The organism is Klebsiella sp. K4 (assembly GCF_014596785.2).
Lineage (GTDB): Bacteria > Pseudomonadota > Gammaproteobacteria > Enterobacterales > Enterobacteriaceae > Klebsiella > Klebsiella pneumoniae.
In genome coordinates this window covers 3,484,756-3,509,992 of record NZ_CP115021.1, presented here as the reverse complement: position 1 = coordinate 3,509,992, position 25,237 = coordinate 3,484,756, and the positions used below count along the sequence as shown (strand labels likewise).

Annotated in this window: 19 protein-coding genes; 15 read left to right on the top strand and 4 right to left on the bottom strand. The window is 56.7% G+C overall.

The window, feature by feature from the left end:
- The first annotated feature begins 36 nt into the window (after positions 1-36).
- From serS to IB144_RS17535, 5 genes are all read left to right on the top strand, one after another.
- A complete protein-coding gene (serS, locus tag IB144_RS17555; RefSeq protein WP_002898139.1) occupies positions 37-1,329 on the top strand; it encodes a serine--tRNA ligase in 1,293 nt (430 codons plus the stop codon).
- 200 nt (positions 1,330-1,529) lie between these two features.
- Positions 1,530-3,968, top strand: coding sequence for a dimethylsulfoxide reductase subunit A (gene dmsA / locus IB144_RS17550; RefSeq protein WP_004147794.1), 2,439 nt, complete (start codon positions 1,530-1,532; stop codon positions 3,966-3,968).
- 10 nt (positions 3,969-3,978) lie between these two features.
- Entirely contained in the window at positions 3,979-4,596 is a 618-nt protein-coding gene (locus IB144_RS17545) for a DMSO/selenate family reductase complex B subunit (protein ID WP_004150845.1), read from the top strand.
- A 1-nt stretch (position 4,597) separates the two neighbouring features.
- Positions 4,598-5,461 (top strand): dimethyl sulfoxide reductase anchor subunit family protein, encoded by an 864-nt coding sequence (locus tag IB144_RS17540; RefSeq protein WP_019704637.1) that lies wholly within the window; start codon positions 4,598-4,600, stop codon positions 5,459-5,461.
- A 274-nt stretch (positions 5,462-5,735) separates the two neighbouring features.
- A complete protein-coding gene (locus IB144_RS17535) occupies positions 5,736-6,884 on the top strand; it encodes an MFS transporter (RefSeq protein WP_004150843.1) in 1,149 nt (382 codons plus the stop codon).
- A 162-nt stretch (positions 6,885-7,046) separates the two neighbouring features.
- On the opposite strand, the gene pflA is transcribed toward IB144_RS17535, so the two are convergent.
- From pflA to ycaO, 4 genes are all read right to left on the bottom strand, one after another.
- Positions 7,047-7,787 carry a pyruvate formate lyase 1-activating protein gene (gene pflA, locus IB144_RS17530; RefSeq protein ID WP_002898145.1) on the bottom strand — a complete coding sequence of 247 codons (741 nt, stop codon included), beginning with the start codon at positions 7,785-7,787 and terminating at the stop codon, positions 7,047-7,049.
- 191 nt (positions 7,788-7,978) lie between these two features.
- Positions 7,979-10,261, bottom strand: coding sequence for a formate C-acetyltransferase (gene pflB / locus IB144_RS17525; RefSeq protein WP_004191136.1), 2,283 nt, complete (start codon positions 10,259-10,261; stop codon positions 7,979-7,981).
- 51 nt (positions 10,262-10,312) lie between these two features.
- Complete coding sequence (gene focA / locus IB144_RS17520; protein WP_002898150.1) at positions 10,313-11,170, bottom strand: formate transporter FocA; 858 nt, start codon at positions 11,168-11,170, stop codon at positions 10,313-10,315.
- 385 nt (positions 11,171-11,555) lie between these two features.
- A complete protein-coding gene (gene ycaO, locus IB144_RS17515; RefSeq protein WP_004150842.1) occupies positions 11,556-13,316 on the bottom strand; it encodes a 30S ribosomal protein S12 methylthiotransferase accessory factor YcaO in 1,761 nt (586 codons plus the stop codon).
- A gap of 115 nt (positions 13,317-13,431) precedes the next feature.
- On the opposite strand from ycaO, the gene IB144_RS17510 reads away from it, so the two are divergent.
- From IB144_RS17510 to lpxK, 10 genes are all read left to right on the top strand, one after another.
- Complete coding sequence (locus IB144_RS17510) at positions 13,432-14,124, top strand: DUF421 domain-containing protein (RefSeq protein WP_002898152.1); 693 nt, start codon at positions 13,432-13,434, stop codon at positions 14,122-14,124.
- A 188-nt stretch (positions 14,125-14,312) separates the two neighbouring features.
- Positions 14,313-15,401: a 3-phosphoserine/phosphohydroxythreonine transaminase gene (serC, locus tag IB144_RS17505; RefSeq protein ID WP_009486275.1), complete on the top strand. Its 1,089-nt coding sequence runs from the start codon at positions 14,313-14,315 to the stop codon at positions 15,399-15,401.
- 73 nt (positions 15,402-15,474) lie between these two features.
- On the top strand, positions 15,475-16,758 hold the full coding sequence (aroA, locus tag IB144_RS17500; RefSeq protein ID WP_002898157.1) for a 3-phosphoshikimate 1-carboxyvinyltransferase: 1,284 nt from the start codon (positions 15,475-15,477) through the stop codon (positions 16,756-16,758).
- A gap of 174 nt (positions 16,759-16,932) precedes the next feature.
- A complete protein-coding gene (gene cmk, locus IB144_RS17495) occupies positions 16,933-17,616 on the top strand; it encodes a (d)CMP kinase (protein WP_002898160.1) in 684 nt (227 codons plus the stop codon).
- Positions 17,617-17,749: 133 nt separating this feature from the next.
- A complete protein-coding gene (gene rpsA / locus IB144_RS17490; protein ID WP_002898162.1) occupies positions 17,750-19,423 on the top strand; it encodes a 30S ribosomal protein S1 in 1,674 nt (557 codons plus the stop codon).
- 151 nt (positions 19,424-19,574) lie between these two features.
- Positions 19,575-19,862 (top strand): integration host factor subunit beta, encoded by a 288-nt coding sequence (gene ihfB, locus IB144_RS17485; protein ID WP_002898165.1) that lies wholly within the window; start codon positions 19,575-19,577, stop codon positions 19,860-19,862.
- Between the two features lie 205 nt (positions 19,863-20,067).
- Positions 20,068-20,316: a hypothetical protein gene (locus IB144_RS17480; RefSeq protein WP_149358915.1), complete on the top strand. Its 249-nt coding sequence runs from the start codon at positions 20,068-20,070 to the stop codon at positions 20,314-20,316.
- Positions 20,238-22,463 carry a ComEC family protein gene (locus IB144_RS17475; protein WP_149358916.1) on the top strand — a complete coding sequence of 742 codons (2,226 nt, stop codon included), beginning with the start codon at positions 20,238-20,240 and terminating at the stop codon, positions 22,461-22,463. The genes IB144_RS17480 and IB144_RS17475 overlap by 79 nt, the downstream gene beginning before the upstream one ends.
- A gap of 36 nt (positions 22,464-22,499) precedes the next feature.
- Entirely contained in the window at positions 22,500-24,248 is a 1,749-nt protein-coding gene (gene msbA / locus IB144_RS17470) for a lipid A ABC transporter ATP-binding protein/permease MsbA (protein ID WP_002898170.1), read from the top strand.
- A complete protein-coding gene (lpxK, locus tag IB144_RS17465) occupies positions 24,245-25,225 on the top strand; it encodes a tetraacyldisaccharide 4'-kinase (protein WP_004147813.1) in 981 nt (326 codons plus the stop codon). Before msbA ends, lpxK begins: the two co-directional genes overlap by 4 nt.
- Positions 25,226-25,237 lie beyond the last annotated feature (12 nt).

Here is a 25,237-nt window from a genome sequence, read left to right as displayed (position 1 = left end):
ACTTTTCTTTTTTAATTCGATAAGCACAGGATAAGCATGCTCGATCCCAATCTGCTGCGTACCGAGCCAGACGCAGTCGCAGAAAAACTGGCACGCCGGGGCTTTAAGCTGGATGTAGATAAACTTCGCGCGCTTGAAGAGCGTCGTAAAGTTCTGCAGGTGCAAACGGAAAACCTGCAGGCGGAGCGTAACTCCCGATCGAAATCCATTGGCCAGGCGAAAGCGCGCGGGGAAGACATCGAGCCATTACGCCTGGAAGTTAACAAGCTTGGCGAACAACTGGATGCTGCAAAATCCGAGCTGGAAACGCTGCTGGCGGAAATTCGCGATATCGCGCTGGCGATCCCGAATATTCCTCATGATGATGTGCCGGTTGGTCGCGACGAAAACGACAACGTTGAAGTTAGCCGCTGGGGTACGCCGCGTCAGTTCGATTTCGAGGTGCGCGATCATGTGACGCTGGGTGAAATGCACGGGGGGCTGGATTTTGCCGCCGCCGTTAAGCTCACCGGCTCGCGCTTCGTGGTGATGAAAGGGCAGCTGGCCCGTCTGCACCGCGCCCTGGCGCAGTTCATGCTGGATCTGCACACCGAACAGCATGGCTACAGCGAAAACTATGTCCCGTACCTGGTAAACCAGGACACCCTGTATGGCACTGGCCAGCTGCCGAAATTCGCCGGCGACCTGTTCCATACCCGTCCGCTGGAAGAAGAGGCTGACAGCAGCAACTACGCGCTGATCCCGACGGCGGAAGTGCCGCTGACCAACCTGGTGCGCGATGAAATCATCGATGAAGACGACCTACCGATCAAAATGACCGCCCATACGCCGTGCTTCCGCTCTGAAGCCGGTTCCTATGGCCGCGACACCCGCGGTCTGATCCGTATGCACCAGTTCGATAAAGTTGAAATGGTGCAGATCGTCCGCCCGGAAGACTCTATGGCCGCGCTGGAAGAGATGACCGGTCACGCCGAGAAAGTGCTGCAGCTGCTGGGCCTGCCGTACCGTAAGGTCGCGCTGTGCACCGGCGATATGGGCTTCAGCGCCTGCAAAACCTATGACCTCGAAGTATGGGTTCCGGCGCAAAACACTTATCGTGAGATCTCCTCCTGCTCCAACGTCTGGGATTTCCAGGCGCGTCGTATGCAGGCTCGCTGCCGCAGCAAGTCCGATAAGAAGACCCGTCTCGTTCATACCCTGAATGGTTCTGGCCTGGCAGTAGGTCGTACGCTGGTGGCGCTGATGGAAAACTATCAGCAGGCTGATGGCCGTATCGAGATCCCGGAAGTGCTGCGCCCGTATATGCGCGGCCTCGAATATATCGGCTAAACTTCTCACTCCTTCTTTTAAAAGCGCCTGCGGGCGCTTTTTTTACGCCCTTATTGATACCGGGCAATAATCCTTGCCGCGAATGCAGTGATACTCCCTTTGGGTTAAACCAGCATAAAAAACCAATAATATCGCAAAGCATTATATATATGTCTATATAACGCTTGTCAGTTTATTGTGAGCAACCAAAGCGAGTATCCATGAAAATTAAAGCCCCTGATGCTTTACTGGCTGCTGAGGTAAGCCGCCGTGGTCTGATGAAAACCACGGCAATAGGCGGCCTGGCGCTGGCCAGCAACGCACTAACGTTACCCTTTACCCGACTGTCGCATGCTGCCGATACGCCGGCGCCCGCCAGTGAGAAGGTGGTCTGGAGCGCCTGCACCGTCAACTGCGGTAGCCGTTGCCCGCTGCGCATGCACGTGGTGGATGGCGCGATTAAATACGTCGAAACCGATAATACCGGTGATGATAACTATGACGGTTTGCACCAGGTCCGCGCCTGCCTGCGTGGGCGTTCAATGCGCCGCCGGGTCTATAATCCGGACCGTCTGAAGTACCCGATGAAGCGCGTTGGTAAACGCGGTGAGGGCAAGTTCGAGCAAATCAGCTGGGAAGAGGCGTTGGATACCATCGCCAGCAATATGCAGCGGCTGATTAAAGAGTACGGCAATGAATCCATCTATCTGAACTACGGCACCGGCACGCTCGGCGGGACGCTGACCCGCTCCTGGCCGCCGGGGAAAACGCTGATTGCCCGTCTGATGAACTGCTGCGGTGGCTATCTCAACCATTATGGCGACTATTCATCAGCGCAGATTGCTGCCGGTCTGAATTACACCTACGGCGGCTGGGCGGACGGCAACAGCCCATCGGATATTGAAAACAGTCAGCTGGTGGTGCTGTTCGGCAATAACCCCGGCGAAACGCGGATGAGCGGCGGCGGGGTGACGTACTACCTTGAACAGGCGCGGCAGAAATCCAATGCCCGGATGATAATCATCGATCCGCGCTATACCGACACCGGCGCCGGGCGTGAAGATGAATGGATCCCGATTCGTCCTGGGACCGATGCGGCACTGGTTTCGGGCCTCGCGTGGGTGATGATCACCGAGAATCTGGTCGATCAGCCGTTCCTCGATAAATACTGCGTGGGATACGACGAGAAAACGCTGCCCGCCGGTGCGCCAGCCAATGGTCATTACAAAGCTTACATTCTTGGCCAGGGCACTGACGGTATCGCCAAAACGCCGGAGTGGGCCTCGACAATTACCGGTATTCCGCGCGAACGCATTGTTAAACTGGCGCGCGAAATTGCCACCGCCAAACCGGCCTATATTAGCCAGGGCTGGGGTCCGCAGCGTCACGCCAACGGAGAGATCGCCACCCGCGCCATCTCAATGCTCGCCATTCTGACGGGTAACGTCGGGATCAACGGCGGCAATAGCGGGGCGCGCGAGGGCTCGTATAGTCTGCCTTTTGAGCGTATGCCGACGCTGGAGAATCCTGTTGAGACCAGTATCTCGATGTTTATGTGGACCGATGCGATTGAGCGCGGCCCGGAAATGACCGCTCTGCGCGACGGCGTACGCGGTAAAGATAAGCTCGACGTGCCGATCAAAATGATCTGGAACTATGCGGGCAACTGTCTGATTAACCAGCATTCTGAGATCAACCGGACCCACGAAATCCTGCAGGACGACAAGAAATGCGAGATGATTGTGGTCATTGACTGCCATATGACCTCCTCGGCGAAATACGCCGATATTCTGCTGCCTGACTGTACCGCCTCCGAGCAGATGGATTTCGCGCTGGATGCCTCCTGCGGCAACATGTCCTACGTTATCTTTGCCGATCAGGCCATCAAGCCGCGCTTTGAATGCAAAACCATCTATGAAATGACCAGCGAACTGGCAAAGCGTCTGGGCGTCGAAGAGCAGTTTACCGAAGGCCGTACCCAGGAAGGCTGGATGCGCTATCTGTATGAGCAGTCGCGCAAAGCGATTCCCGACCTGCCGGATTTCGACACCTTCCGTCAGCAGGGCATCTATAAGCAGCGCGATCCGCAAGGTCATCATGTGGCCTACAAAGCCTTCCGTGAGGATCCGCAGGCTAATCCGCTGACAACGCCTTCGGGCAAGATCGAAATTTACTCGCAGGATCTGGCGAAAATCGCGGCCACCTGGGAGCTGCCGGAAGGGGATGTTATCGATCCGCTGCCGATCTACACCCCGGGTTTCGAAAACTACAACGATCCGCTGACAGCGAAATACCCGCTACAGCTCACCGGCTTCCACTATAAATCTCGCGTCCACTCGACCTACGGCAACGTCGATGTGCTGAAGGCCGCCTGTCGGCAGGAGATGTGGATTAACCCGATCGATGCCCGCAAGCGCGGCATTGCCAACGGCGATCGTATTCGCATCTTCAACGATCGGGGTGAAGTGCATATCGAAGCGAAGGTGACGCCGCGCATGATGCCGGGCGTCGTCGCGCTGGGGGAAGGGGCCTGGTACAACCCGGACGCCTCGCGTGTGGATCAGGCGGGCAGCATCAACGTGCTGACCACCCAGCGTCCGTCGCCGCTGGCGAAGGGAAACCCGTCGCATACCAACCTCGTTCAGGTTGAGAAGCTGTAAGGAGTAACCGATGACAACTCAGTATGGATTTTTTATTGATTCCGCCCGTTGCACCGGTTGCAAAACCTGCGAACTGGCCTGTAAGGACTACAAGAACCTGACCCCGGAGGTCAGCTTCCGCCGCATCTATGAATATGCCGGCGGCGACTGGCAGGAGGACAACGGCGTCTGGCAGCAGAACGTGTTTGCCTATTACCTCTCCATCGCCTGTAACCACTGTGAAGATCCGGCCTGCACCAAGGTCTGTCCGAGCGGCGCGATGCATAAGCGCGAAGACGGTTTTGTGGTGGTCAACGAAGAGGTATGCATTGGCTGCCGCTACTGCCATATGGCCTGCCCGTACGGCGCCCCGCAGTACAATGCCGACAAAGGCCATATGACCAAGTGCGATGGCTGTCACGAGCGCGTCGCCGAGGGGAAAAAGCCGATCTGCGTCGAGTCCTGCCCGCTGCGGGCGTTGGATTTCGGGCCGATTGCCGAACTGCGCGCTAAGCACGGCCAGCTGGCCGCGGTAGCGCCGCTGCCGTCGGCGCACTTTACCCGGCCGAGTATCGTTATCAAACCTAACGCCAATGCCCGGCCGTGTGGCGATACCACCGGTTACCTGGCGAACCCGAAGGAGGTGTGAGATGGGAAACGGATGGCATGAATGGCCGCTGATGGTCTTTACGGTCTTCGGCCAGTGCGTCGTAGGCGGCTTTATTGTTCTGGCGCTGGCGCTGATGACAGGCAAGCTTTCCCGTGAGCAGGAGCAGCGCGTGGTGGGCAGCATGTTCGGCCTGTGGGTATTGATGGGGATCGGGTTTATTGCCTCGACGATGCACCTTGGCTCGCCGCTGCGGGCCTTTAATTCGCTGAATCGCGTGGGAGCCTCGTCGCTGAGTAATGAAATCGCCAGCGGGGCGATCTTCTTCGCCGTCGGCGGAATTGGCTGGCTGCTGGCCGTGTGCAAAAAGCTGCCTGCCGGCCTGCGGAGCCTGTGGCTGGTGGTGACCATGGTGCTGGGCGTGATTTTCGTGTGGATGATGGTGCGGGTATACAACACCATCGACACGGTGCCGACCTGGTACACCGTTTGGACGCCGCTGAGCTTCTTCCTGACGCTGTTTATCGGCGGTCCGCTGCTGGGCTACCTGCTGCTGCGCGTCGCAGGCGTCGATGGTTGGGCGCTGCGCCTGCTGCCGGTGGTTAGTTTGCTGGCGCTGCTGGTCAGTATTATGGTGGTCGTGATGCAGGGAAGTGAACTTGCCACTATCCGCAGCTCAGTTCAGCAGGCCTCCGCCCTGGTGCCGGATTACGGGTTGTTTATGGCCTGGCGCGTGGTGCTGCTGGCCCTGGCCCTGGCCTGCTGGTGCGTGCCACAGATTCGCGGCCGCAAACCGGCGGTCTCGCTGCTCGGCCTGGCCTTTGTTCTGATACTGGCGGGAGAGATGATCGGCCGCGGCGTATTCTATGGCCTGCATATGACCGTTGGGATGGCTGTCGCCAGTTAACTACCTCCATCATGCCGGTGCCTAACCACCGGCATGATGAAAACGTGCTGTCGATAGATGAAATTTTTCAACTGAAATTAACTTCGGCATTTATTAATAAACCAGCAAAAACAATAGCGTATTATCTGTTGTCTCACCTTTTTCCATCCTCTGGATAAAAAACTTCTATCGTAGCCGACAAAACCGCGTCACGCCTGATTTCAGGTGGATTGACAATGTTTTTAGCAGTGGCATGATGCGCTCGCGATCTGAACATTCCTCACGGTTTTTACCCATGACCATCTACACCCGGCCAGTGCAAATGCTGCTCTGTGGCCTGCTTTTATTGACCCTGGCGATAGCGGTGCTGAATACGCTCGTCCCGCTCTGGCTCGCCCATGAAAACATGCCAACCTGGCAGGTCGGCATGGTGGGGTCATCCTATTTTACCGGCAACCTGGCCGGTACGTTGCTGGCCGGCTGGGTGATCAAGCGCCTGGGGTTTAACCGTAGCTATTATCTCGCATCGTTAATTTTCGCCGTCGGCTGCGTAGGGCTGGGGATCACCGTTGGCTTCTGGACATGGCTGAGCTGGCGTTTTATCGCCGGCGTAGGTTGCGCGATGATCTGGGTGGTGGTGGAAAGCGCGCTGGTTTGCAGCGGCACTTCCCGCAGTCGCGGTCGTCTGCTGGCGGCGTACATGATGGTCTATTACGTCGGTACCGTACTGGGCCAGCTGATGGTCAGTAAATTACCCACCGATTTAATGAGCGTCCTGCCGTGGGTGACCGGCCTGGCGCTGGCGGCGATCCTGCCGTTGCTGTTTACCCGCATTATGGGGCAGGCAGAAGAACCGCATGAAACGGTACGTATCTGGCCGATGCTGAAGCTGCGCCAGGCGCGCCACGGGGTCAATGGCTGTATTATTTCGGGGATTGTCCTCGGCTCGCTGTATGGCCTGATGCCGCTGTGGCTGAACCATCAGGGCGTCAGCGACTCCGGCATCGGCTTCTGGATGGCGGTGATGGTGAGTGCGGGGATCCTCGGCCAGTGGCCGGTAGGGCGCCTGGCAGACCGCTACGGTCGCCTGCTGGTGCTGCGGGTACAGGTCTTTGTGGTCATTCTGGGATGTCTGGCGATGCTTAGTCAGGCGGCAATGGCTCCGGCGCTGTTTGTGCTTGGGGCATCTGGTTTCACGCTGTATCCGGTGGCGATGGCCTGGGCCTGTGAAAAAGTGGAGCACCATCAGCTGGTGGCGATGAATCAGGCGCTGCTGATGAGCTATACCATCGGCAGCCTGCTGGGCCCGACCCTGACGGCGATGCTGATGCAGAACTTCTCAGACAACCTGCTGTTTATCATGATCGCCAGCGTGTCGTTTATCTATCTGCTGACCCTGCTGCGCAAAGCCGGGCATCATCCGACGCCAGTGGCGCACGCCTGACCCTGCAACGCGCAGCGCATGCTGCGCGTCATCTGCTGCAATCGCATAGGCTTTCTGCCGCAGAGAGGACAAGTCGTTTTTCATGAGAATGAAACGGCGGGGCGGACACAGCTTCCCACGCCGTTGCAGGCCGGCATAAGCGCATCACCGGCCCGGGCGGGATTAGTACATTACTTTGTGACCATACTGCTCAAGGATGCCTTTTACCCGCTCCATGGTCTCTTTCTTCGGCGGATGGACGCCGTCCAGCTTGTACTCTTCGCCCATCGCTACCCATTTGTGTTTACCCAGCTCATGGTAGGGCAGCAGCTCGATTTTTTCGACATTGCCCATATCGCGGGTAAATTCGCCCAGGCGGTGCGCGGAATCATCATCGTCTGACCAGCCGGGAACCACCACGTAGCGGATCCAGACATTGATATTCTTCTTCGCCAGATACTGGGCGAATTCCAGCGTACGATGGTTAGAGACGCCGACCAGGTTCTGGTGAATCTCATCGTTCATCTGCTTGAGATCCAGCATCACCAGGTCTGTTACCTCCAGCAGCTCGTCGATAACCGGATCGTAGCGACGTACGAAGCCGTTGGTATCCAGGCAGGTGTGGATGCCTTCTTTCTTACACGCGCGGAACCAGTCGCGAACAAACTCCGCCTGCAGGATCGCCTCACCGCCCGAGGCGGTGACGCCGCCGCCGGAAGCATTCATAAAGTGACGATAGGTCACCACCTCTTTCATTAATTCTTCAACGGTGATTTCTTTGCCGCCGTGGGTATCCCAGGTGTCACGGTTATGGCAGTACAGGCAGCGCATCAGGCAGCCCTGGAAAAAGGTAATAAAGCGGATGCCCGGGCCATCAACGGTACCACAGGATTCAAAGGAGTGAATGCGACCAATAACTGACATTGCGGTGTTTTCTCCAGATGTGGCCCATCCGGGGCCGTGTTGGTGCGCAGCTCAGCGGCTGCGTCGAGTCTGTTTTGACAGGTACCCAAAGTATAGATAACTGGCAAAGCAGGCTGGGGCGGGGAATGCTTGTTAAAAAGGCCCCACTGATGTGGGGCCTTTATTGTACGCCTTTTCAGTCAGACAGGGAATTACATGGTCTGAGTGAAGGTACGGGTAATAACATCCTGCTGCTGTTCTTTGGTCAGGGAGTTAAAACGTACGGCGTAGCCAGATACACGGATGGTCAGCTGCGGATATTTTTCCGGGTTTTCCATCGCGTCGAGCAGCATTTCGCGGTTCATGACGTTCACGTTCAGGTGCTGACCACCTTCGATGGACGCTTCGTGATGGAAGTAACCATCCATCAGACCTGCCAGGTTGGTCTTACGAACTTCGTCGTCTTTACCCAGCGCGTTCGGCACGATAGAGAAGGTATAAGAGATACCATCTTTCGCGTAAGCAAACGGCAGTTTAGCGACGGAGGTCAGAGAGGCTACTGCGCCTTTCTGGTCACGGCCGTGCATCGGGTTAGCACCTGGACCGAACGGCGCGCCAGCGCGACGACCGTCTGGGGTGTTACCGGTTTTCTTACCGTACACCACGTTAGAGGTGATGGTCAGAACAGACTGAGTCGGGATAGCGTTGCGGTAGGTGTGCAGTTTCTGAATTTTCTTCATGAAACGTTCAACCAGGTCAACGGCCATGTCATCGACGCGAGGGTCGTTGTTACCAAACTGCGGGTATTCGCCTTCGATTTCGAAGTCAACAGCCAGACCGTCTTCGTCACGAATCGGTTTAACTTTCGCATATTTGATAGCAGACAGGGAGTCAGCAGCAACGGACAGACCAGCGATACCACACGCCATGGTGCGGATAACGTCACGGTCGTGCAGCGCCATCAGAGAGGCTTCGTAGCTGTACTTGTCGTGCATGTAGTGGATGATGTTCAGCGCGGTGACGTACTGTTTAGCCAGCCAGTCCATGAAGTGATCCATGCGATCCATTACTTCGTCGAAGTTCAGGACGTCGCCTTTGATCGGTTCAGATTTCGGACCAACCTGCATTTTCAGTTTTTCATCCACGCCGCCGTTGATAGCGTACAGCATGGTTTTCGCGAGGTTAGCGCGAGCGCCGAAGAACTGCATTTGCTTACCAACAACCATCGGGCTTACGCAGCATGCGATAGCGTAGTCGTCGTTGTTGAAGTCCGGACGCATCAGGTCATCGTTCTCATACTGCAGAGAAGAGGTATCGATGGACACTTTAGCGGCGAATTTCTTGAAGCTCAGCGGCAGTTTTTCAGACCACAGGATAGTAATGTTCGGCTCCGGAGACGGCCCCATGGTGTACAGGGTGTTCAGGAAGCGGAAGCTGTTTTTGGTCACCAGAGTACGGCCGTCAACGCCCATACCGCCGATGGATTCCGTTGCCCAAATCGGGTCGCCGGAGAACAGTTCATCATATTCCGGGGTACGCAGGAAGCGAACCATACGCAGTTTCATGACCAGGTGGTCAACCATTTCCTGCGCGTCTTGCTCGGTGATTTTACCCGCCTGCAGGTCACGCTCGATGTAGATATCCAGGAAGCTGGAGGTACGACCGAAGGACATTGCCGCGCCGTTCTGAGATTTCACGGCAGCCAGGTAACCGAAGTAGGTCCACTGAATCGCTTCCTGAGCGGTGGTCGCCGGACCGGAGATGTCATAGCCATATTTAGCGGCCATCTCTTTGATCTGGCCCAGTGCGCGGTGTTGTTCAGCGATTTCTTCACGCAGACGGATGGTCGCTTCCAGGTCTTCGCCGCTTTCCAGTTTCGCTTGCAGAGAGTTGAACTGGGCGAATTTGTCTTTCATCAGGAAGTCGATACCGTACAGCGCAACGCGACGGTAGTCACCGATGATACGACCACGACCGTAAGCATCCGGCAGACCCGTCAGCACGCCGGATTTACGGCAGCGCAGGATGTCCGGGGTATAGACGTCGAAAACGCCCTGGTTGTGAGTTTTACGGTACTCTGTGAAGATTTTTTTCAGCATCGGGTCCAGCTCGCGATTATACGCTTTGCAGGAACCTTCAACCATTTTGATACCACCGAACGGGATGATCGCACGTTTCAGCGGCGCTTCGGTCTGCAGACCAACGATTTTTTCCAGACCTTTCTCGATATAGCCCGCGTCGTGAGAGGTGATGGTGGAAGCCAGGGCAGTGTCAAAATCAACAGGCGCGTGAGTGCGGTTTTCCTGTTTTACACCTTCCATTACGGTGTCCCACAGCTTGGTGGTCGCTTCAGTCGCGCCAGCCAGGAAGGATTCGTCGCCTTCATATGGGGTGTAGTTTTTCTGAATAAAGTCACGGACGTTGACTTCATTCTGCCAGTCACCTTTCGCAAAACCTTCCCAGGCTGTGGCTAACTTTTCATTAAGCTCGGACATGTAACACCTACCTTCTTAAGTGGATTTTTTATTTACTGCCTGAAACAACCCTTAGTGATGGTCGTTGCCACGCAGGTAAATGACCCAGTATGTCAACCCGACCAGCAGACCCCCGCCGATAATGTTCCCGATAGTTACCGGAATCAGGTTATCAGTGATGAAGTTCATAACGGTCAAGTGAGAGAAACTTTCCGGAGTCGAACCGATGGCGGTCCAGAATTCCGGGCTTGCAAAGTTGCGGATTACGATACCCATCGGGATCATAAACATGTTGGCGATGCTGTGCTCAAAGCCGCTGGCAACGAACATCGCTACCGGCAGGACCATGATCATCGCTTTATCCATCAGGCTACGACCGGAATAGCTCATCCATACGGCGAGACAAACCATCAGGTTAGCGAGGATACCCAGGCTCACGGCCTCCACAAAAGTATGGTGCATTTTGTGGTCGGCGGTCTGCAGAACGTTTAGCCCCCAGCCGCCGTTGGCAGTCATATATTCGCCTGATAACCACATCAGCAGCACAAACAGCAGCGCGCCCACCAGGTTACCAAAATAGACGTTGAGCCAGTTTTTTGCCAGTTGCCCCCAGGTAATTCGACCGCTGGCTTTGGCCACCACGATCAGTACCGTAGAGGTAAAGAGGTCAGCGCCGCAGATAACGCACAGAATCAGACCCAGAGAAAAACAGATCCCACCGATAAGTTTGGCAATCCCATAAGGCATCGCGGCAGTGCCGGTGGTCGCGGTGATATAGAATACGAAAGCGATGGAGATGAAAACGCCAGCGGTGATCGCCAGATAAAACGTCTTCATCGGATGCTTCGTTGCTTTATAGACACCTGCTTCTTCGGCGACTTTCGCCATCGCGGCAGGGAGCAAAAGATCAAAAGGGTTGTCAGCTTTCACACTAACTCTCTCTTTATATAAGTTGGCGGTGAGATACTAACAAAGCATTATAGAATGGAAATTGATATAGATCATATCTCACCGGAACTATATGCCTTTTTAGTGTGTGGTTTTTATTGAAATTACATCTAACTGCATGAAATATATATAGAAAATAATTTTTAAATTTTATAGATAATGTTGAATTATTTCTTTTTTACCCCCATTTTTGAGTTAATTAAAATGGAGTATTTTTATTAAATTTAACAATTGATAAATGATGAAATGGCGTTATTTAACATTAATTAACTTTACAACTACAAATTATAGGAGGCGCTTTCTCAGGGTTAAATAACGGAGCCGCTGAGGGCTCCGTTGTAAGCATGAACGATGGCGCAAGCTGGGCTTATTTTGCCCAAAACGCCGCTTTCGCCCGCTGCAGTTTTTCATAGGCTTTCAGCAGCGACTGATGGGCCGGGAAGGCCTGCAGATCGCTATCGACCGCCTGGAGACCATAGAACGGCGCTTCCCCGCTCAGCGCCGCGCTGGCGGCTTCGACCGCGTCGGCGCCGTACATACGGATGAAGGCGTTCAGGTACTGCAGCGGCTGACGCTCTTCTTCCTGGCTCAGCAGCAGCAGGGTTTGCAGACAGCGATAGTAGTTCGCGCGCTCCGCGCTGAAGACCGAAGCATTGAATTCCATGGTCCACTCGGTCCAGATCAGCGCCTGTTCCAGATCGCCGCCGGCCAGGGCCAGCATCGCTTTCAGCTCGCCGACGCGCAGGGTATACCAGCCGTTGTCTTTTCCGGTGGCGAGCCCCAGCAGTTCGCGAACGCGGGTGAAATCATCCAGACCCTCATCGTCCATCTGCTCGATCAGCGCCAGGTAATCTTCTTTATCCCACTCGCTGCCCGGCAGGGACAGAATGGTGTCCCGCAGATGAGCGCCCATGCTGTTGTTCGCCAGCCACAGGTCTTCCGCCGGGTATATGTCCGACATCCCCGGGACGATGATACGGCAGGCGTAAACGCCCAGGTGCTCGTAGTCGGCGATGTACACTTCTTTATCTTCGGCCTTGAAGATGGCCATCAGGGTGGCGAACTCTTCTTCGGTAGTACCAGAGAAGCTCCAGTCAACGAATGGATAGTCGGCGTCCTGCTTGAACATATCCCAGGAGATCAGGCCGCTGGAGTCGATAAAGTGGGTTTCGAGGTTCGCGTGCTCGGCGACCTCTTCGTCATCGAAGGTTGGCGGCGTGAAGACATCGAGGTCTTTCAGGCTGCGGCCCTGCAGCAGTTCGGTGACGGTTCGCTCCAGCGCCACGCCAAAGTCCGGGTGGGCGCCGAAGGAGGCGAAGCAGGTGCCGTTAGCCGGGTTAAACAGCACGACGCAGATAACCGGATATTTGCCGCCGAGCGAGCCATCATAGGCAAAGATCGGGAAACCTTCAGCTTCCAGTTTGGCGATCGATTCCACGACGCCCGGATAGCGCGCCATGACTTCCGCCGGGATCTCCGGCAGGCTGATGCTTTCAGCGATGATGCGGTTTTTAATGTGACGTTCAAAGACCTCTGACAGACCCTGTACCCGCGCTTCGTTGCGGGTGTTACCGGCGGACATGCCGTTGGAGACGTACAGGTTGCCGACAATATTCATCGGAATATAGACGGTTTCGCCGTCGGACTGGCGGGTAAAAGGCAGACCGCACACGCCGCGCTCATCGTTACCCGACTGCAGATCCACCAGCATACTGGCCGTTAACTGATCGTCAGGATCGTAGAACGCGCGCAGGCGGGCATCCAGCAGACCTTCCGGGACTTCATCATCCTCAGTCAGCGGGAACCACTTTTCGTTCGGGTAGTGAACAAACGGGCCGTTAGCGATAGTGTCGCCTAACCAGAAGTCGGCGAAGAAATAGTTAGTGGACAGACGTTCGAAATATTCGCCCAGCGCGGAGGCCAGGGCTGCCTTTTTGGTGGCGCCTTTACCATTGGTAAAGCACAGCGCGCACGCTTTATCGCGAATGTGAACGGACCACACGTGCGGCACCGGGTTCAGCCACGAGGCCTCTTCGATATCAAATCCGAGGTCGAGCAATTTCTGCTGGAAGCGAGCGATGGAATCTTCCAGGGCGGCATCTTTGCCGGGAATAAACGTTTGGGTCATGGCGATCACTTTTGTCGTACGGAAAGCGCGCAATGATACGGCTTTTATCTGACAGGTGCTATCTCCATCATCTGGCTATGCTTAGAGGCATCTTTAATACACAGGGAGATGGAAAATGAAAGCCTTTGACTGGCAGCGGATGGCGCTCGATAAAGTACCGGTGGAATTCCTGGCGGAGGTGGCGTTGCGCAGCCTCTATACCTTCGTTCTGGTCTTTATTTTCCTCAAGATTACCGGACGGCGCGGCGTGCGGCAGATGTCGCTGTTCGAGGTGCTGATTATTTTGACCCTCGGCTCGGCGGCGGGTGACGTGGCGTTTTATGACGATGTGCCGCTGCTGCCGGTGCTGGTGGTCTTCGTTACGCTGGCGCTACTGTATCGCGGCATTATGTGGCTGATGGGGCATAGCGAAAAGCTGGAGGATCTACTGGAGGGGAAACCTATCGTAGTGGTGGAAGAGGGACAGTTGGCCTGGGAGAAGCTGCATGCGGAAAACATGACCGAATTCGAATTTTTTATGGAGCTGCGGGTCAACAGCGTCGAGCAGCTTGGCCAGGTCCGGCTGGCAATCCTCGAAACCAACGGGCAGATCAGCGTGTTTTATTATCCCGATGAAGAGGTGAGGGCCGGATTATCGATCCTTCCAGCGCATTGTACCACACGCTATACCACCATTCCGCAAGAGGGGATCTATGCCTGCGTGCGCTGCAGCATCGTAATGGCGATGCAGGCGGGAGAAAAACGAATATGTCCGCGCTGCGCAAATGCAGAATGGTCGAAGGCCAGCCGGGCGAAACGGCTTACCTGACAGCAAATATGTCGGTTTTATTACGTCAAGCCGATAGATTCTGTTGTGTGACGGCGGCCGCGTTTTACCGTCGGCGAGTTTTAGCCATTGCGGACCGTGTCACTGAATGATAAAACCGATAGCCACAGGAATAACTTATGCCCGCGGCGGTTCGCGGGCAAAACAACATAGCAACGTGGTGAGGGGAAATGGCTCAGGTCTATAACTTCAGTTCGGGCCCGGCAATGCTGCCGGCGGAAGTACTCAAACTGGCGCAGCAGGAACTGTGCGACTGGCACGGTCTGGGGACGTCGGTCATGGAGATCAGTCACCGTGGTAAGGAGTTTATCCAGGTGGCAGAAGAGGCAGAACAGGACTTCCGCGCTCTGCTGAACATCCCTTCCAACTATAAAGTTTTATTCTGCCACGGCGGCGGCCGCGGCCAGTTCGCCGGGATCCCGCTGAACATCCTCGGCGATAAAAAGGTCGCTGACTATGTGGACGCCGGCTACTGGGCGGCCAGCGCGGTCAAAGAGGCGAAGAAATACTGCACGCCGAACGTTATCGACGCGAAAATCACCGTCGACGGCAAGCGCGCTGTGAAGCCGATGAGCGAGTGGCAGCTGACCCCGGGGGCGGCCTATCTGCACTACTGCCCGAACGAAACCATTGATGGTATCGCGATTGATGAGACGCCGAACTTCGGCGACGACGTCATCGTGACCGCCGATTTCTCCTCCACCATTCTTTCCCGCGAAATTGACGTCAACCGCTTCGGCGTAATCTACGCCGGCGCGCAGAAGAATATCGGTCCGGCTGGGCTGACGCTGGTCATCGTGCGTGAAGATCTGCTGGGCAAAGCCAGCGTGGCCTGCCCGTCAATTCTTGACTACACCGTGTTAAGCGAGAATGACTCGATGTTTAACACACCGCCGACGTTCGCATGGTATCTGGCTGGACTGGTGTTTAAGTGGCTGAAGCAGCAGGGCGGGGTTGCCGCGATGGATAAAATCAACCAGCAGAAAGCCGAACTGCTCTACGGCGTGATCGATAACAGCGGCTTCTATCGTAACGATGTGGCGCAGGCCAACCGTTCGCGTATGAACGTACCGTTCCAGCTGGCGGACAGCGCCCTGGACAAACTGTTCCTCGAAGAGTCGTTTGCTGCCGGGCTGCACGCGCTGAAGGGCCACCGGGTGGTGGGCGGCATGCGTGCTTCCATCTACAACGCCATGCCGCTGGACGGCGTGAAGACGTTAACCGACTTTATGCTGGACTTCGAACGCCGCCACGGTTAATCGCCTGTTTCTTTCTTCCTCCCCGCGGCCTGTCTGCGGGGTTTTTATTCTGTTTGTTTGAGAGTGAAGTTTGATGGAATCCCTGACGTTACAACCCATCGCACGCGTAGAGGGCACCGTGAACCTGCCAGGTTCGAAAAGCGTCTCCAACCGCGCGCTGCTGCTGGCTGCCCTGGCCCGCGGCACGACGGTGCTGACCAACCTGCTGGACAGCGACGATGTGCGCCATATGCTGAATGCCCTGAGTGCGCTGGGGGTTCAATATACCCTGTCTGCCGACCGCACCCGCTGCGAAGTGACCGGCAACGGCGGCCCGTTGCGCTCTGCCGCGGCGCTGGAGCTGTTCCTTGGCAACGCCGGTACCGCGATGCGTCCGCTGGCGGCGGCTCTGTGCCTTGGCAGCAACGATATCGTGCTGACCGGCGAACCGCGGATGAAAGAGCGTCCGATCGGCCATCTGGTGGATGCCCTGCGTCAGGGCGGCGCTCAGATCGACTATCTGGAGCAGGAAAATTATCCACCGCTGCGCCTGCGCGGCGGTTTTCAGGGCGGCAACGTCGAGGTTGACGGCAGCGTCTCCAGCCAGTTCCTGACCGCGCTGCTGATGACCGCGCCGCTGGCGCCGCAGGATACCGTCATCGTCATTAAGGGCGATCTGGTGTCGAAACCCTATATCGACATTACGCTGCACCTGATGAAAACCTTCGGCGTTGAGGTGGACAATCAGTCTTATCAGCGATTTGTGGTGCGCGGCAAGCAGCAGTATCAGTCGCCGGGAGATTACCTGGTGGAAGGCGATGCTTCCTCGGCCTCGTATTTCCTCGCCGCTGGCGCCATTAAGGGCGGCACGGTAAAAGTCACCGGTATCGGCCGCAACAGCGTACAGGGCGACATTCGTTTCGCCGACGTACTGGAGAAAATGGGCGCCACCGTCACCTGGGGCGACGATTTCATCGCCTGCACCCACGGCGAGCTCAAGGCGGTCGATATGGATATGAACCATATCCCGGACGCCGCGATGACCATCGCCACCGCCGCGCTGTTCGCGCAAGGGACCACTACCCTGCGCAATATCTACAACTGGCGGGTCAAGGAGACGGACCGTCTGTTCGCCATGGCGACCGAGCTGCGTAAAGTGGGCGCCGAGGTGGAAGAGGGGGAAGATTATATCCGCATCACCCCGCCGGCAAAGTTGAAGTACGCAGAAATCGGCACCTATAACGACCACCGGATGGCGATGTGCTTCTCGCTGGTAGCGCTGTCTGATACGCCGGTGACCATCCTTGATCCCAAATGTACGGCCAAAACGTTCCCTGACTACTTTGAGCAGCTGGCGCGGATCAGTACCCTCGCCTGAGTAAAACTTTGTCATCCCGCGGGCTGATGTCCTGTCAGCCCGCTATAATTGCGCAAAACTTCTGCTTTTCATTTCCTGTAGTCCGTAATTTACAAGCAATGCTCACTTTCCGGCGTATTGATGCGTATAATGCGCGGCGTTTATATTCCATGCGCCTTGCTGAAGGAGAAAAAGATGACGGCGAATATTCCGGTAATCACCATTGATGGGCCTGGCGGTGCGGGTAAAGGTACGTTGTGCAAGGCAATGGCGGAAGCGCTGGGCTGGCATCTGTTAGATTCAGGCGCGATCTACCGCGTTCTGGCGCTGGCGGCGCTGCATCATCATGTCGACGTGGAGTCCGAAGAGGCGCTGGTGCCCCTGGCTGCCCATCTTGACGTGCGTTTTATTTCTACTGACGGCAACCTGGAAGTGGTGCTGGAAGGGGAAGATGTCAGTAGCGAAATTCGCACTCAGGAGGTTGCGAACGCGGCCTCGAAAGTGGCGGCTTTTCCGCGCGTTCGCGAAGCGCTGCTGCGCCGCCAGCGCGCCTTCCGCGAACTGCCGGGGCTTATCGCCGACGGTCGCGATATGGGAACGGTAGTTTTCCCGGACGCGCCGGTGAAAATTTTCCTCGATGCCTCGGCCGATGAGCGGGCGCATCGCCGCATGCGGCAGTTGCAGGAAAAGGGCTTTGATGTTAACTTTGAACGTCTTTTGTCCGAGATAAAAGAGCGTGACGATCGCGACCGAAATCGCGCCGTGGCGCCGCTTGTCCCGGCTGCCGATGCATTAGTTCTCGATTCAACCGAACTAAACATTGAGCAAGTGATTGAAAAAGCGCTACAATATGCGCGCGAAAAATTGGCCGTTGCGTAGGCCTTAACCGGTAACGCGCCGAAGCCTCCGAATTATAGCAGTACCCCGCGGCAATGGATGGTCAGCGGGTATGTGAAACAACCCCATCCGGCACGGAGCCAGGTGGACGTTAATATTAACCTGAAGATTAAACATGACTGAATCTTTTGCTCAACTGTTTGAAGAATCCTTAAAAGAAATCGAAACCCGCCCGGGTTCCATCGTTCGTGGTGTTGTTGTTGCTATCGACAAAGACGTAGTACTGGTTGACGCCGGTCTGAAATCTGAGTCCGCCATCCCGGCTGAGCAGTTCAAAAACGCCCAGGGCGAGCTGGAAATCCAGGTTGGTGACGAAGTTGACGTTGCTCTGGATGCAGTAGAAGACGGCTTCGGTGAAACTCTGCTGTCCCGTGAGAAAGCTAAACGTCACGAAGCTTGGATCACGCTGGAAAAAGCTTACGAAGACGCTGAAACTGTTACCGGTGTTATCAACGGCAAAGTTAAAGGTGGCTTCACTGTTGAGCTGAACGGTATTCGTGCGTTCCTGCCGGGTTCCCTGGTAGACGTTCGTCCGGTGCGCGACACGCTGCACCTGGAAGGCAAAGAGCTTGAGTTCAAAGTCATCAAGCTGGACCAGAAGCGTAACAACGTTGTTGTTTCTCGTCGTGCCGTTATCGAATCCGAAAACAGCGCAGAGCGCGATCAGCTGCTGGAAAACCTGCAGGAAGGCATGGAAGTCAAAGGTATCGTTAAGAACCTCACTGACTACGGTGCATTCGTTGATCTGGGCGGCGTTGACGGCCTGCTGCACATCACCGATATGGCCTGGAAACGCGTTAAGCATCCGAGCGAAATCGTAAACGTTGGCGACGAAATCACTGTTAAAGTGCTGAAGTTCGACCGCGAGCGTACCCGTGTATCCCTGGGCCTGAAACAGCTGGGCGAAGATCCGTGGGTAGCTATCGCTAAACGTTATCCGGAAGGTACCAAACTGACCGGTCGCGTGACCAACCTGACCGACTACGGCTGCTTCGTTGAAATCGAAGAGGGCGTTGAAGGCCTGGTTCACGTTTCCGAAATGGATTGGACCAACAAAAACATCCACCCGTCCAAAGTTGTTAACGTTGGCGACGTTGTGGAAGTAATGGTTCTGGATATCGACGAAGAGCGTCGTCGTATCTCCCTGGGTCTGAAGCAGTGCAAATCTAACCCATGGCAGCAGTTCGCGGAAACCCACAACAAGGGCGACCGTGTTGAAGGTAAAATCAAGTCTATCACTGACTTCGGTATCTTCATCGGCCTGGACGGCGGCATCGACGGCCTGGTTCACCTGTCTGACATCTCCTGGAACGTTGCAGGCGAAGAAGCAGTTCGTGAATACAAAAAAGGCGACGAAATCGCAGCAGTTGTTCTGCAGGTTGACGCAGAGCGTGAGCGTATCTCCCTGGGCGTTAAACAGCTCGCGGAAGATCCGTTCAACAACTACGTTGCTCTGAACAAGAAAGGCGCTATCGTTGTTGGTAAAGTGACTGCAGTTGACGCTAAAGGCGCAACCGTAGAACTGGCTGACGGCGTAGAAGGTTACCTGCGTGCTTCTGAAGCATCCCGTGACCGCGTTGAAGACGCAACTCTGGTTCTGAGCGTTGGCGACGAAGTTGAAGCGAAATTCACCGGCGTGGATCGTAAGAACCGCGTAGTGAGCCTGTCTGTACGTGCGAAAGACGAAGCGGAAGAAAAAGACGCTATCGCTACCGTGAACAAGCAGGAAGACGCGAACTTCTCCAACAACGCTATGGCTGAAGCGTTCAAAGCAGCGAAAGGCGAGTAATCTTTGTCATTCAGGTAATAACAACCTGAATAGCGACGAGTTTACTTGACAGATTGCAGGATTCGTCCTGTAATCAAGCACAAAGGGCGGCTACGGCCGCCCTTGTTTAAGCTGTTAGCTAATTTTTGCCTTGAAGGAAACCGGAGGAATAATGACCAAGTCAGAATTGATTGAAAGACTTGCCAGCCAGCAATCTCACATTCCGGCGAAAGCGGTGGAAGATGCTGTTAAAGAAATGCTGGAACATATGGCCTCAACGCTTGCTCAAGGTGAGCGCATTGAAATCCGCGGTTTCGGCAGCTTTTCTCTGCACTATCGAGCACCTCGCACCGGACGTAACCCGAAAACTGGTGATAAAGTCGAACTGGAAGGTAAGTACGTTCCGCACTTTAAGCCCGGGAAAGAATTACGTGACCGCGCCAATATTTATGAAGGGTGAGTTGCACGACGTGCAGCCTGCCTGACGATAAAGAAAGCACCTTCGGGTGCTTTTTTTGTGCCCGCCATTTACGGCCATCCTCACAAAAAAAGCGTGCCCGGCTGCAAGCGAGGCGATTGTCTGGAATGCGCCGCGCAAGCCTGAATTCGCCTCCAGGACGCCAGCACCGCTTTGCGTAACACTGTCCACTCACAGGGAGGTGTTTATGCGTCTACCATGGCTTGCCGGATGCGCCATCATTGCAATGCTGCCGCTTCTCTGGCTACCCGTCTTGCCGGGCCCGTACAGTCTGGCGGGCGCGAGCGCACTGGCGCTGGCGCTGATTCGTCTGCATGGAAGGGCCGTCGCCGGAGTGGCGATGACGCTTTCATTGCAATGCTGCCGCTTCTCTGGCTACCCGTCTTGCCGGGCCCGTACAGTCTGGCGGGCGCGAGCGCACTGGCGCTGGCGCTGATTCGTCTGCATGGAAGGGCCGTCGCCGGAGTGGCGATGACGCTTCTGCTGGTGGTCTGGGGAGTATTGAGCGCGCATCAGGCGCTGTGGCCGACCCGGCACCTTACCGGCGCCATCCGGCAAGCGGAAGTGATCCTTAGCGAGACGGATGGCCAGACCTTGCACCGTGGACAAATGGTGCGCCTGCGGGGCCGCTATCTGTTTCCCCCGGTAGGCGTAACGCTGTACGGGGAACTTGCACCTGCGCCAGCCTGTGCGGGTCAACACTGGCTGATGACGCTGCGCCTGCGCCCGGTGCACGGGCAGCTCAATGACGGGGGCTTCGACAGCCAGCGCTATGCGCTGGCGCAGCACCGACCGCTGAGCGGAGGGATCGTCGCCGCTTCCGCGCTGGATGCCCGCTGCAGTCTGCGCGCCCGCTATCTGACGTCGCTGACCCGGCGACTGCAGACTTATCCCTGGCGCGCGGTGATGTTGGGATTAGGAATGGGGGAGCGGCTGTCTCTGCCGACGGAGATAAAGGTCCTGATGCAGAACACGGGCACTTCCCATCTGATGGCTATCTCGGGTCTGCATATCGCTCTCGCGGCTTCTCTTATCATGCTGTTGCTGCGCGGCGTGCAGTATATTCTCCCGGGCCGCTGGATTGGCTGGCGGTTGCCCCTTGTCGCCGGGCTGGCGGGCGCCGTCGGCTATGCCTGGCTGACCGGTATGCAGCCGCCGGCCCTGCGCACTTGCTTAGGGCTTGCGGTCTGTTGTGCCTTACGTTTGTCGGGTCAACGCTGGACGGCGTGGCAGGTGTGGCTCTGCTGTCTGGGAGCGATACTGGTTGCCGACCCGCTGGCGGTGCTGTCGCAAAGCCTGTGGCTATCTGCCTTCGCCGTGGCGGGGCTGATCTTCTGGTTCCAGTGGCTCCCGTTGCCTGCCGGCCGCTGGCGCTGGCCGTGGAAGACCATAATTGCTCTTGTTCATTTGCAGGCTGGCGTGACGCTGCTGCTGCTGCCGCTGCAGTTGTTGCTATTCCATGGAGTCAGCCTGACGTCGATGGCGGCTAATTTGCTGGCGGTACCGTTAGTCACCCTGTTGGCGGTGCCGCTTATTCTGACCGCGATGCTGGTGCATCTCTCGGGGCCGGATATAGTGGAGTCGCTACTCTGGCTGGCGGCCGATCGCGTGCTGGCGCTACTGTTTTGGGGATTACGACGTTTACCGGACGGCTGGTTGACGCTGGATGCTCGCTGGCTGTGGATCAGTATCCTGCCGTGGCTGTTGGTGATGGGCTGGCGTTTTCAGAGCTGGCGGCATTCACCGGCGCTGTGTCTCAGCGTGCTGTTTTTACTGACGCGGCCATTCAGCCGACAACCGCCTGCGGACGAATGGCGGGTGACGATGCTGGATGTCGGACAGGGGCTGGCGATGGTGATCGAGCGTCACGGTAAGGCATTGCTTTACGATACCGGGCCGGCTTGGCCGCAGGGTGATAGCGGTCAACAGGTGATTATCCCGTGGCTGCGCTGGCACCATCTGCAGCTGCAAGGGATTATGCTGAGCCATGAACATCTGGATCATCGCGGCGGCCTTGATTCAGTGCTGCAGGGATGGCCGCAGGCCTGGGTGCGCAGCCCGTTAGGCTGGGCGCATCATCTGCCGTGTCATCGCGGTGAGCGCTGGCAATGGCAGGGACTCAACTTCCAGGCCCTGTGGCCGCTACAGGGCAGCACGGCAAAGGGTAACAATCATTCCTGTGTGGTGCGGATCGATGATGGTCGCTCCAGCATCCTGCTCACCGGCGATATAGAGCGTCAGGCGGAGCAGGCGATGATCAGCCGTTACTGGCGGCATCTGACGTCTACACTTATTCAGGTTCCCCACCACGGCAGCAATACCTCCTCCAGCGCGCTGCTGATCCGCCGGGTGGATGGCGCGGCCGCGCTGGCCTCCGCTTCGCGCTACAATGCGTGGCGGATGCCCTCGTACAAGGTGGTTCAGCGCTACCGCCAGCGGGGTTATCGCTGGTTCGCCACGCCGCAGCAGGGGCAGATAACGGTGGTTTTTTCCGCAGAAGGGTGGCAAATCCATAGCTTACGGGATCAAGTTTTACCGCGTTGGTATCATCAGTGGTTTGGCGCGCCCGCCGATAACGGGTAGAATATGCGGCTATTTCAACACAAGCTGGTTTATTGAATGCAGAACGATAAAGATCTCTCCACGTGGCAGACCTTCCGCCGACTTTGGCCGATTATCGCGCCGTTTAAAGCCGGGCTAATCGTAGCGGCGGTGGCGTTGGTGCTTAACGCGGGCAGTGACACCTTCATGTTATCGCTTCTTAAACCGTTATTGGATGATGGTTTTGGTAAAACGGATCGCTCAGTGCTGCTATGGATGCCGCTGGTGGTTATCGGCCTGATGGTGCTGCGTGGGATCACCAGCTACATCTCGAGCTATTGTATTTCCTGGGTTTCCGGCAAAGTGGTGATGACCATGCGTCGTCGCCTGTTCGGCCACATGATGGGTATGCCGGTGGCCTTCTTTGACAAGCAGTCTACCGGAACGCTGCTGTCACGCATCACCTATGATTCTGAGCAGGTCGCCTCCTCCTCTTCCAGCGCGCTGATCACCGTGGTCCGCGAAGGGGCATCGATTATCGGTCTGTTCGTGATGATGTTCTATTACAGCTGGCAGCTGTCGCTGATCCTGATCGTACTGGCGCCGATTGTGTCGGTGGCGATCCGCGTGGTCTCCAAGCGTTTTCGCAATATCAGTAAGAATATGCAGAACACGATGGGGCAGGTCACCACCAGCGCCGAGCAGATGCTGAAAGGGCACAAAGAGGTGCTGATGTTTGGCGGCCAGGAAGTGGAAACCAAACGTTTTGATAAAGTCAGCAATAAAATGCGTCTGCAGGGGATGAAGATGGTTTCCGCCTCGTCTATCTCCGACCCGATCATTCAGCTTATCGCCTCCCTGGCGCTGGCCTTTGTCCTGTATGCCGCCAGCTTCCCGAGCGTGATGGACACCCTGACCGCCGGGACCATTACCGTGGTCTTCTCCTCGATGATTGCGCTGATGCGTCCGCTGAAGTCGCTGACCAACGTCAATGCCCAGTTCCAGCGCGGGATGGCGGCGTGCCAGACGCTGTTTGCGATCCTCGATTCCGAGCAGGAAAAAGACGAAGGTACGCGGGTCATTGAGCGGGCGAAAGGCAATCTCAAGTTCGAGAACGTCACCTTTACCTACCCGGGTCGCGAAGTGGCCGCGCTGCGCAATATCAATCTCGATATCCCGGAAGGGAAAACAGTGGCGCTGGTGGGGCGCTCAGGGTCGGGTAAATCGACCATTGCCAGCCTGATCACCCGCTTCTACGATGTCGACGAGGGGCAGATCCTGCTGGATGGCCACGACCTGCGCGAGTACAAGCTGAGCTCGCTGCGCGACCAGGTGGCGCTGGTTTCACAAAACGTGCATCTGTTCAACGATACCGTCGCCAACAATATCGCCTATGCCCGTACCGAAGAGTACAGCCGCGAGCAGATTGAAGAGGCCGCGCGCATGGCCTACGCCATGGATTTCATTAACAAGATGGATAATGGTCTGGATACCATCATCGGCGAGAATGGCGTGATGCTGTCCGGCGGCCAGCGCCAGCGTATTGCTATTGCCCGCGCGCTGCTGCGTAACAGCCCGATCCTGATCCTTGATGAAGCCACCTCGGCGCTGGATACCGAGTCTGAGCGTGCCATTCAGGCGGCGCTGGATGAGCTGCAGAAAAACCGTACCTCGCTGGTTATCGCTCACCGTCTGTCGACCATTGAGCAGGCTGATGAAATCGTGGTGGTTGAAGACGGGCGGATCGTGGAGCGCGGAACGCACCATGACCTGCTGGAGCATAAGGGCGTGTACGCCCAGCTGCATAAGATGCAATTCGGCGAATGATCGCGCGCATCTGGTCCGGGGAATCGCCGCTGTGGCGCCTGCTGCTGCCGCTCTCCTGGCTGTATGGCCTGGTGAGCGGGGTGATTCGCCTCAGCTATCAGCTGGGGTGGCAAAAAGCCTGGCGCGCGCCGGTGCCGGTGGTGGTGGTTGGTAACCTGACCGCCGGCGGCAATGGCAAAACGCCGGTGGTGATCTGGCTGGTGGAGCAGCTGCAGCAGCGCGGTATTCGCGTTGGCGTCGTGTCTCGCGGCTACGGCGGTAAAGCCGACCGCTATCCGCTGGTGTTGGACGACAGAACCAGTACGGCGCTGGCGGGTGATGAACCGGTGTTGATCCATCAGCGTACCGGTGCCCCGGTCGCTGTCGCTCCGCTACGCAGCGACGCGGTAAAAGCATTGCTCAGCGCGCACGATCTGCAGATGATTGTGACCGACGACGGGTTGCAGCACTATAAGCTCGCGCGGGACAGAGAAATTGTCGTTATTGACGGCGTGCGCCGCTTTGGCAACGGCTGGTGGCTGCCTGCCGGGCCGATGCGCGAGCGGGCGTCGCGCTTGCAAAGCGTTGATGCGGTTATCGTTAACGGCGGCGTGGCGCGTCCGGGTGAGATCCCGATGCGATTGCGCCCAGGGATGGCGGTTAACCTGCTTACCGGCGAACGTCGCGATGTCTCCACCTTCACGAACGTAGTGGCGATGGCCGGCATCGGCCATCCGCCGCGCTTCTTCGCCACCCTCGAAAGCTGCGGCGTCCAGCCGGTCAAAACCGTGGCGCTGGCGGACCATCAGGCGCTGAGCCAGGATGATGTCGCCGCCCTGGTGACCGCCGATCAGACGCTGCTGATGACCGAGAAAGATGCCGTGAAATGTCGCGATTTCGCCGCTGCAAACTGGTGGTATTTACCGGTCGACGCCATAATGGCCGATGAACGCGCACAGCGGTTGCTTGCGGACTTAGCGACGTTGGCGCAACGTTAACTGACGCGCCGG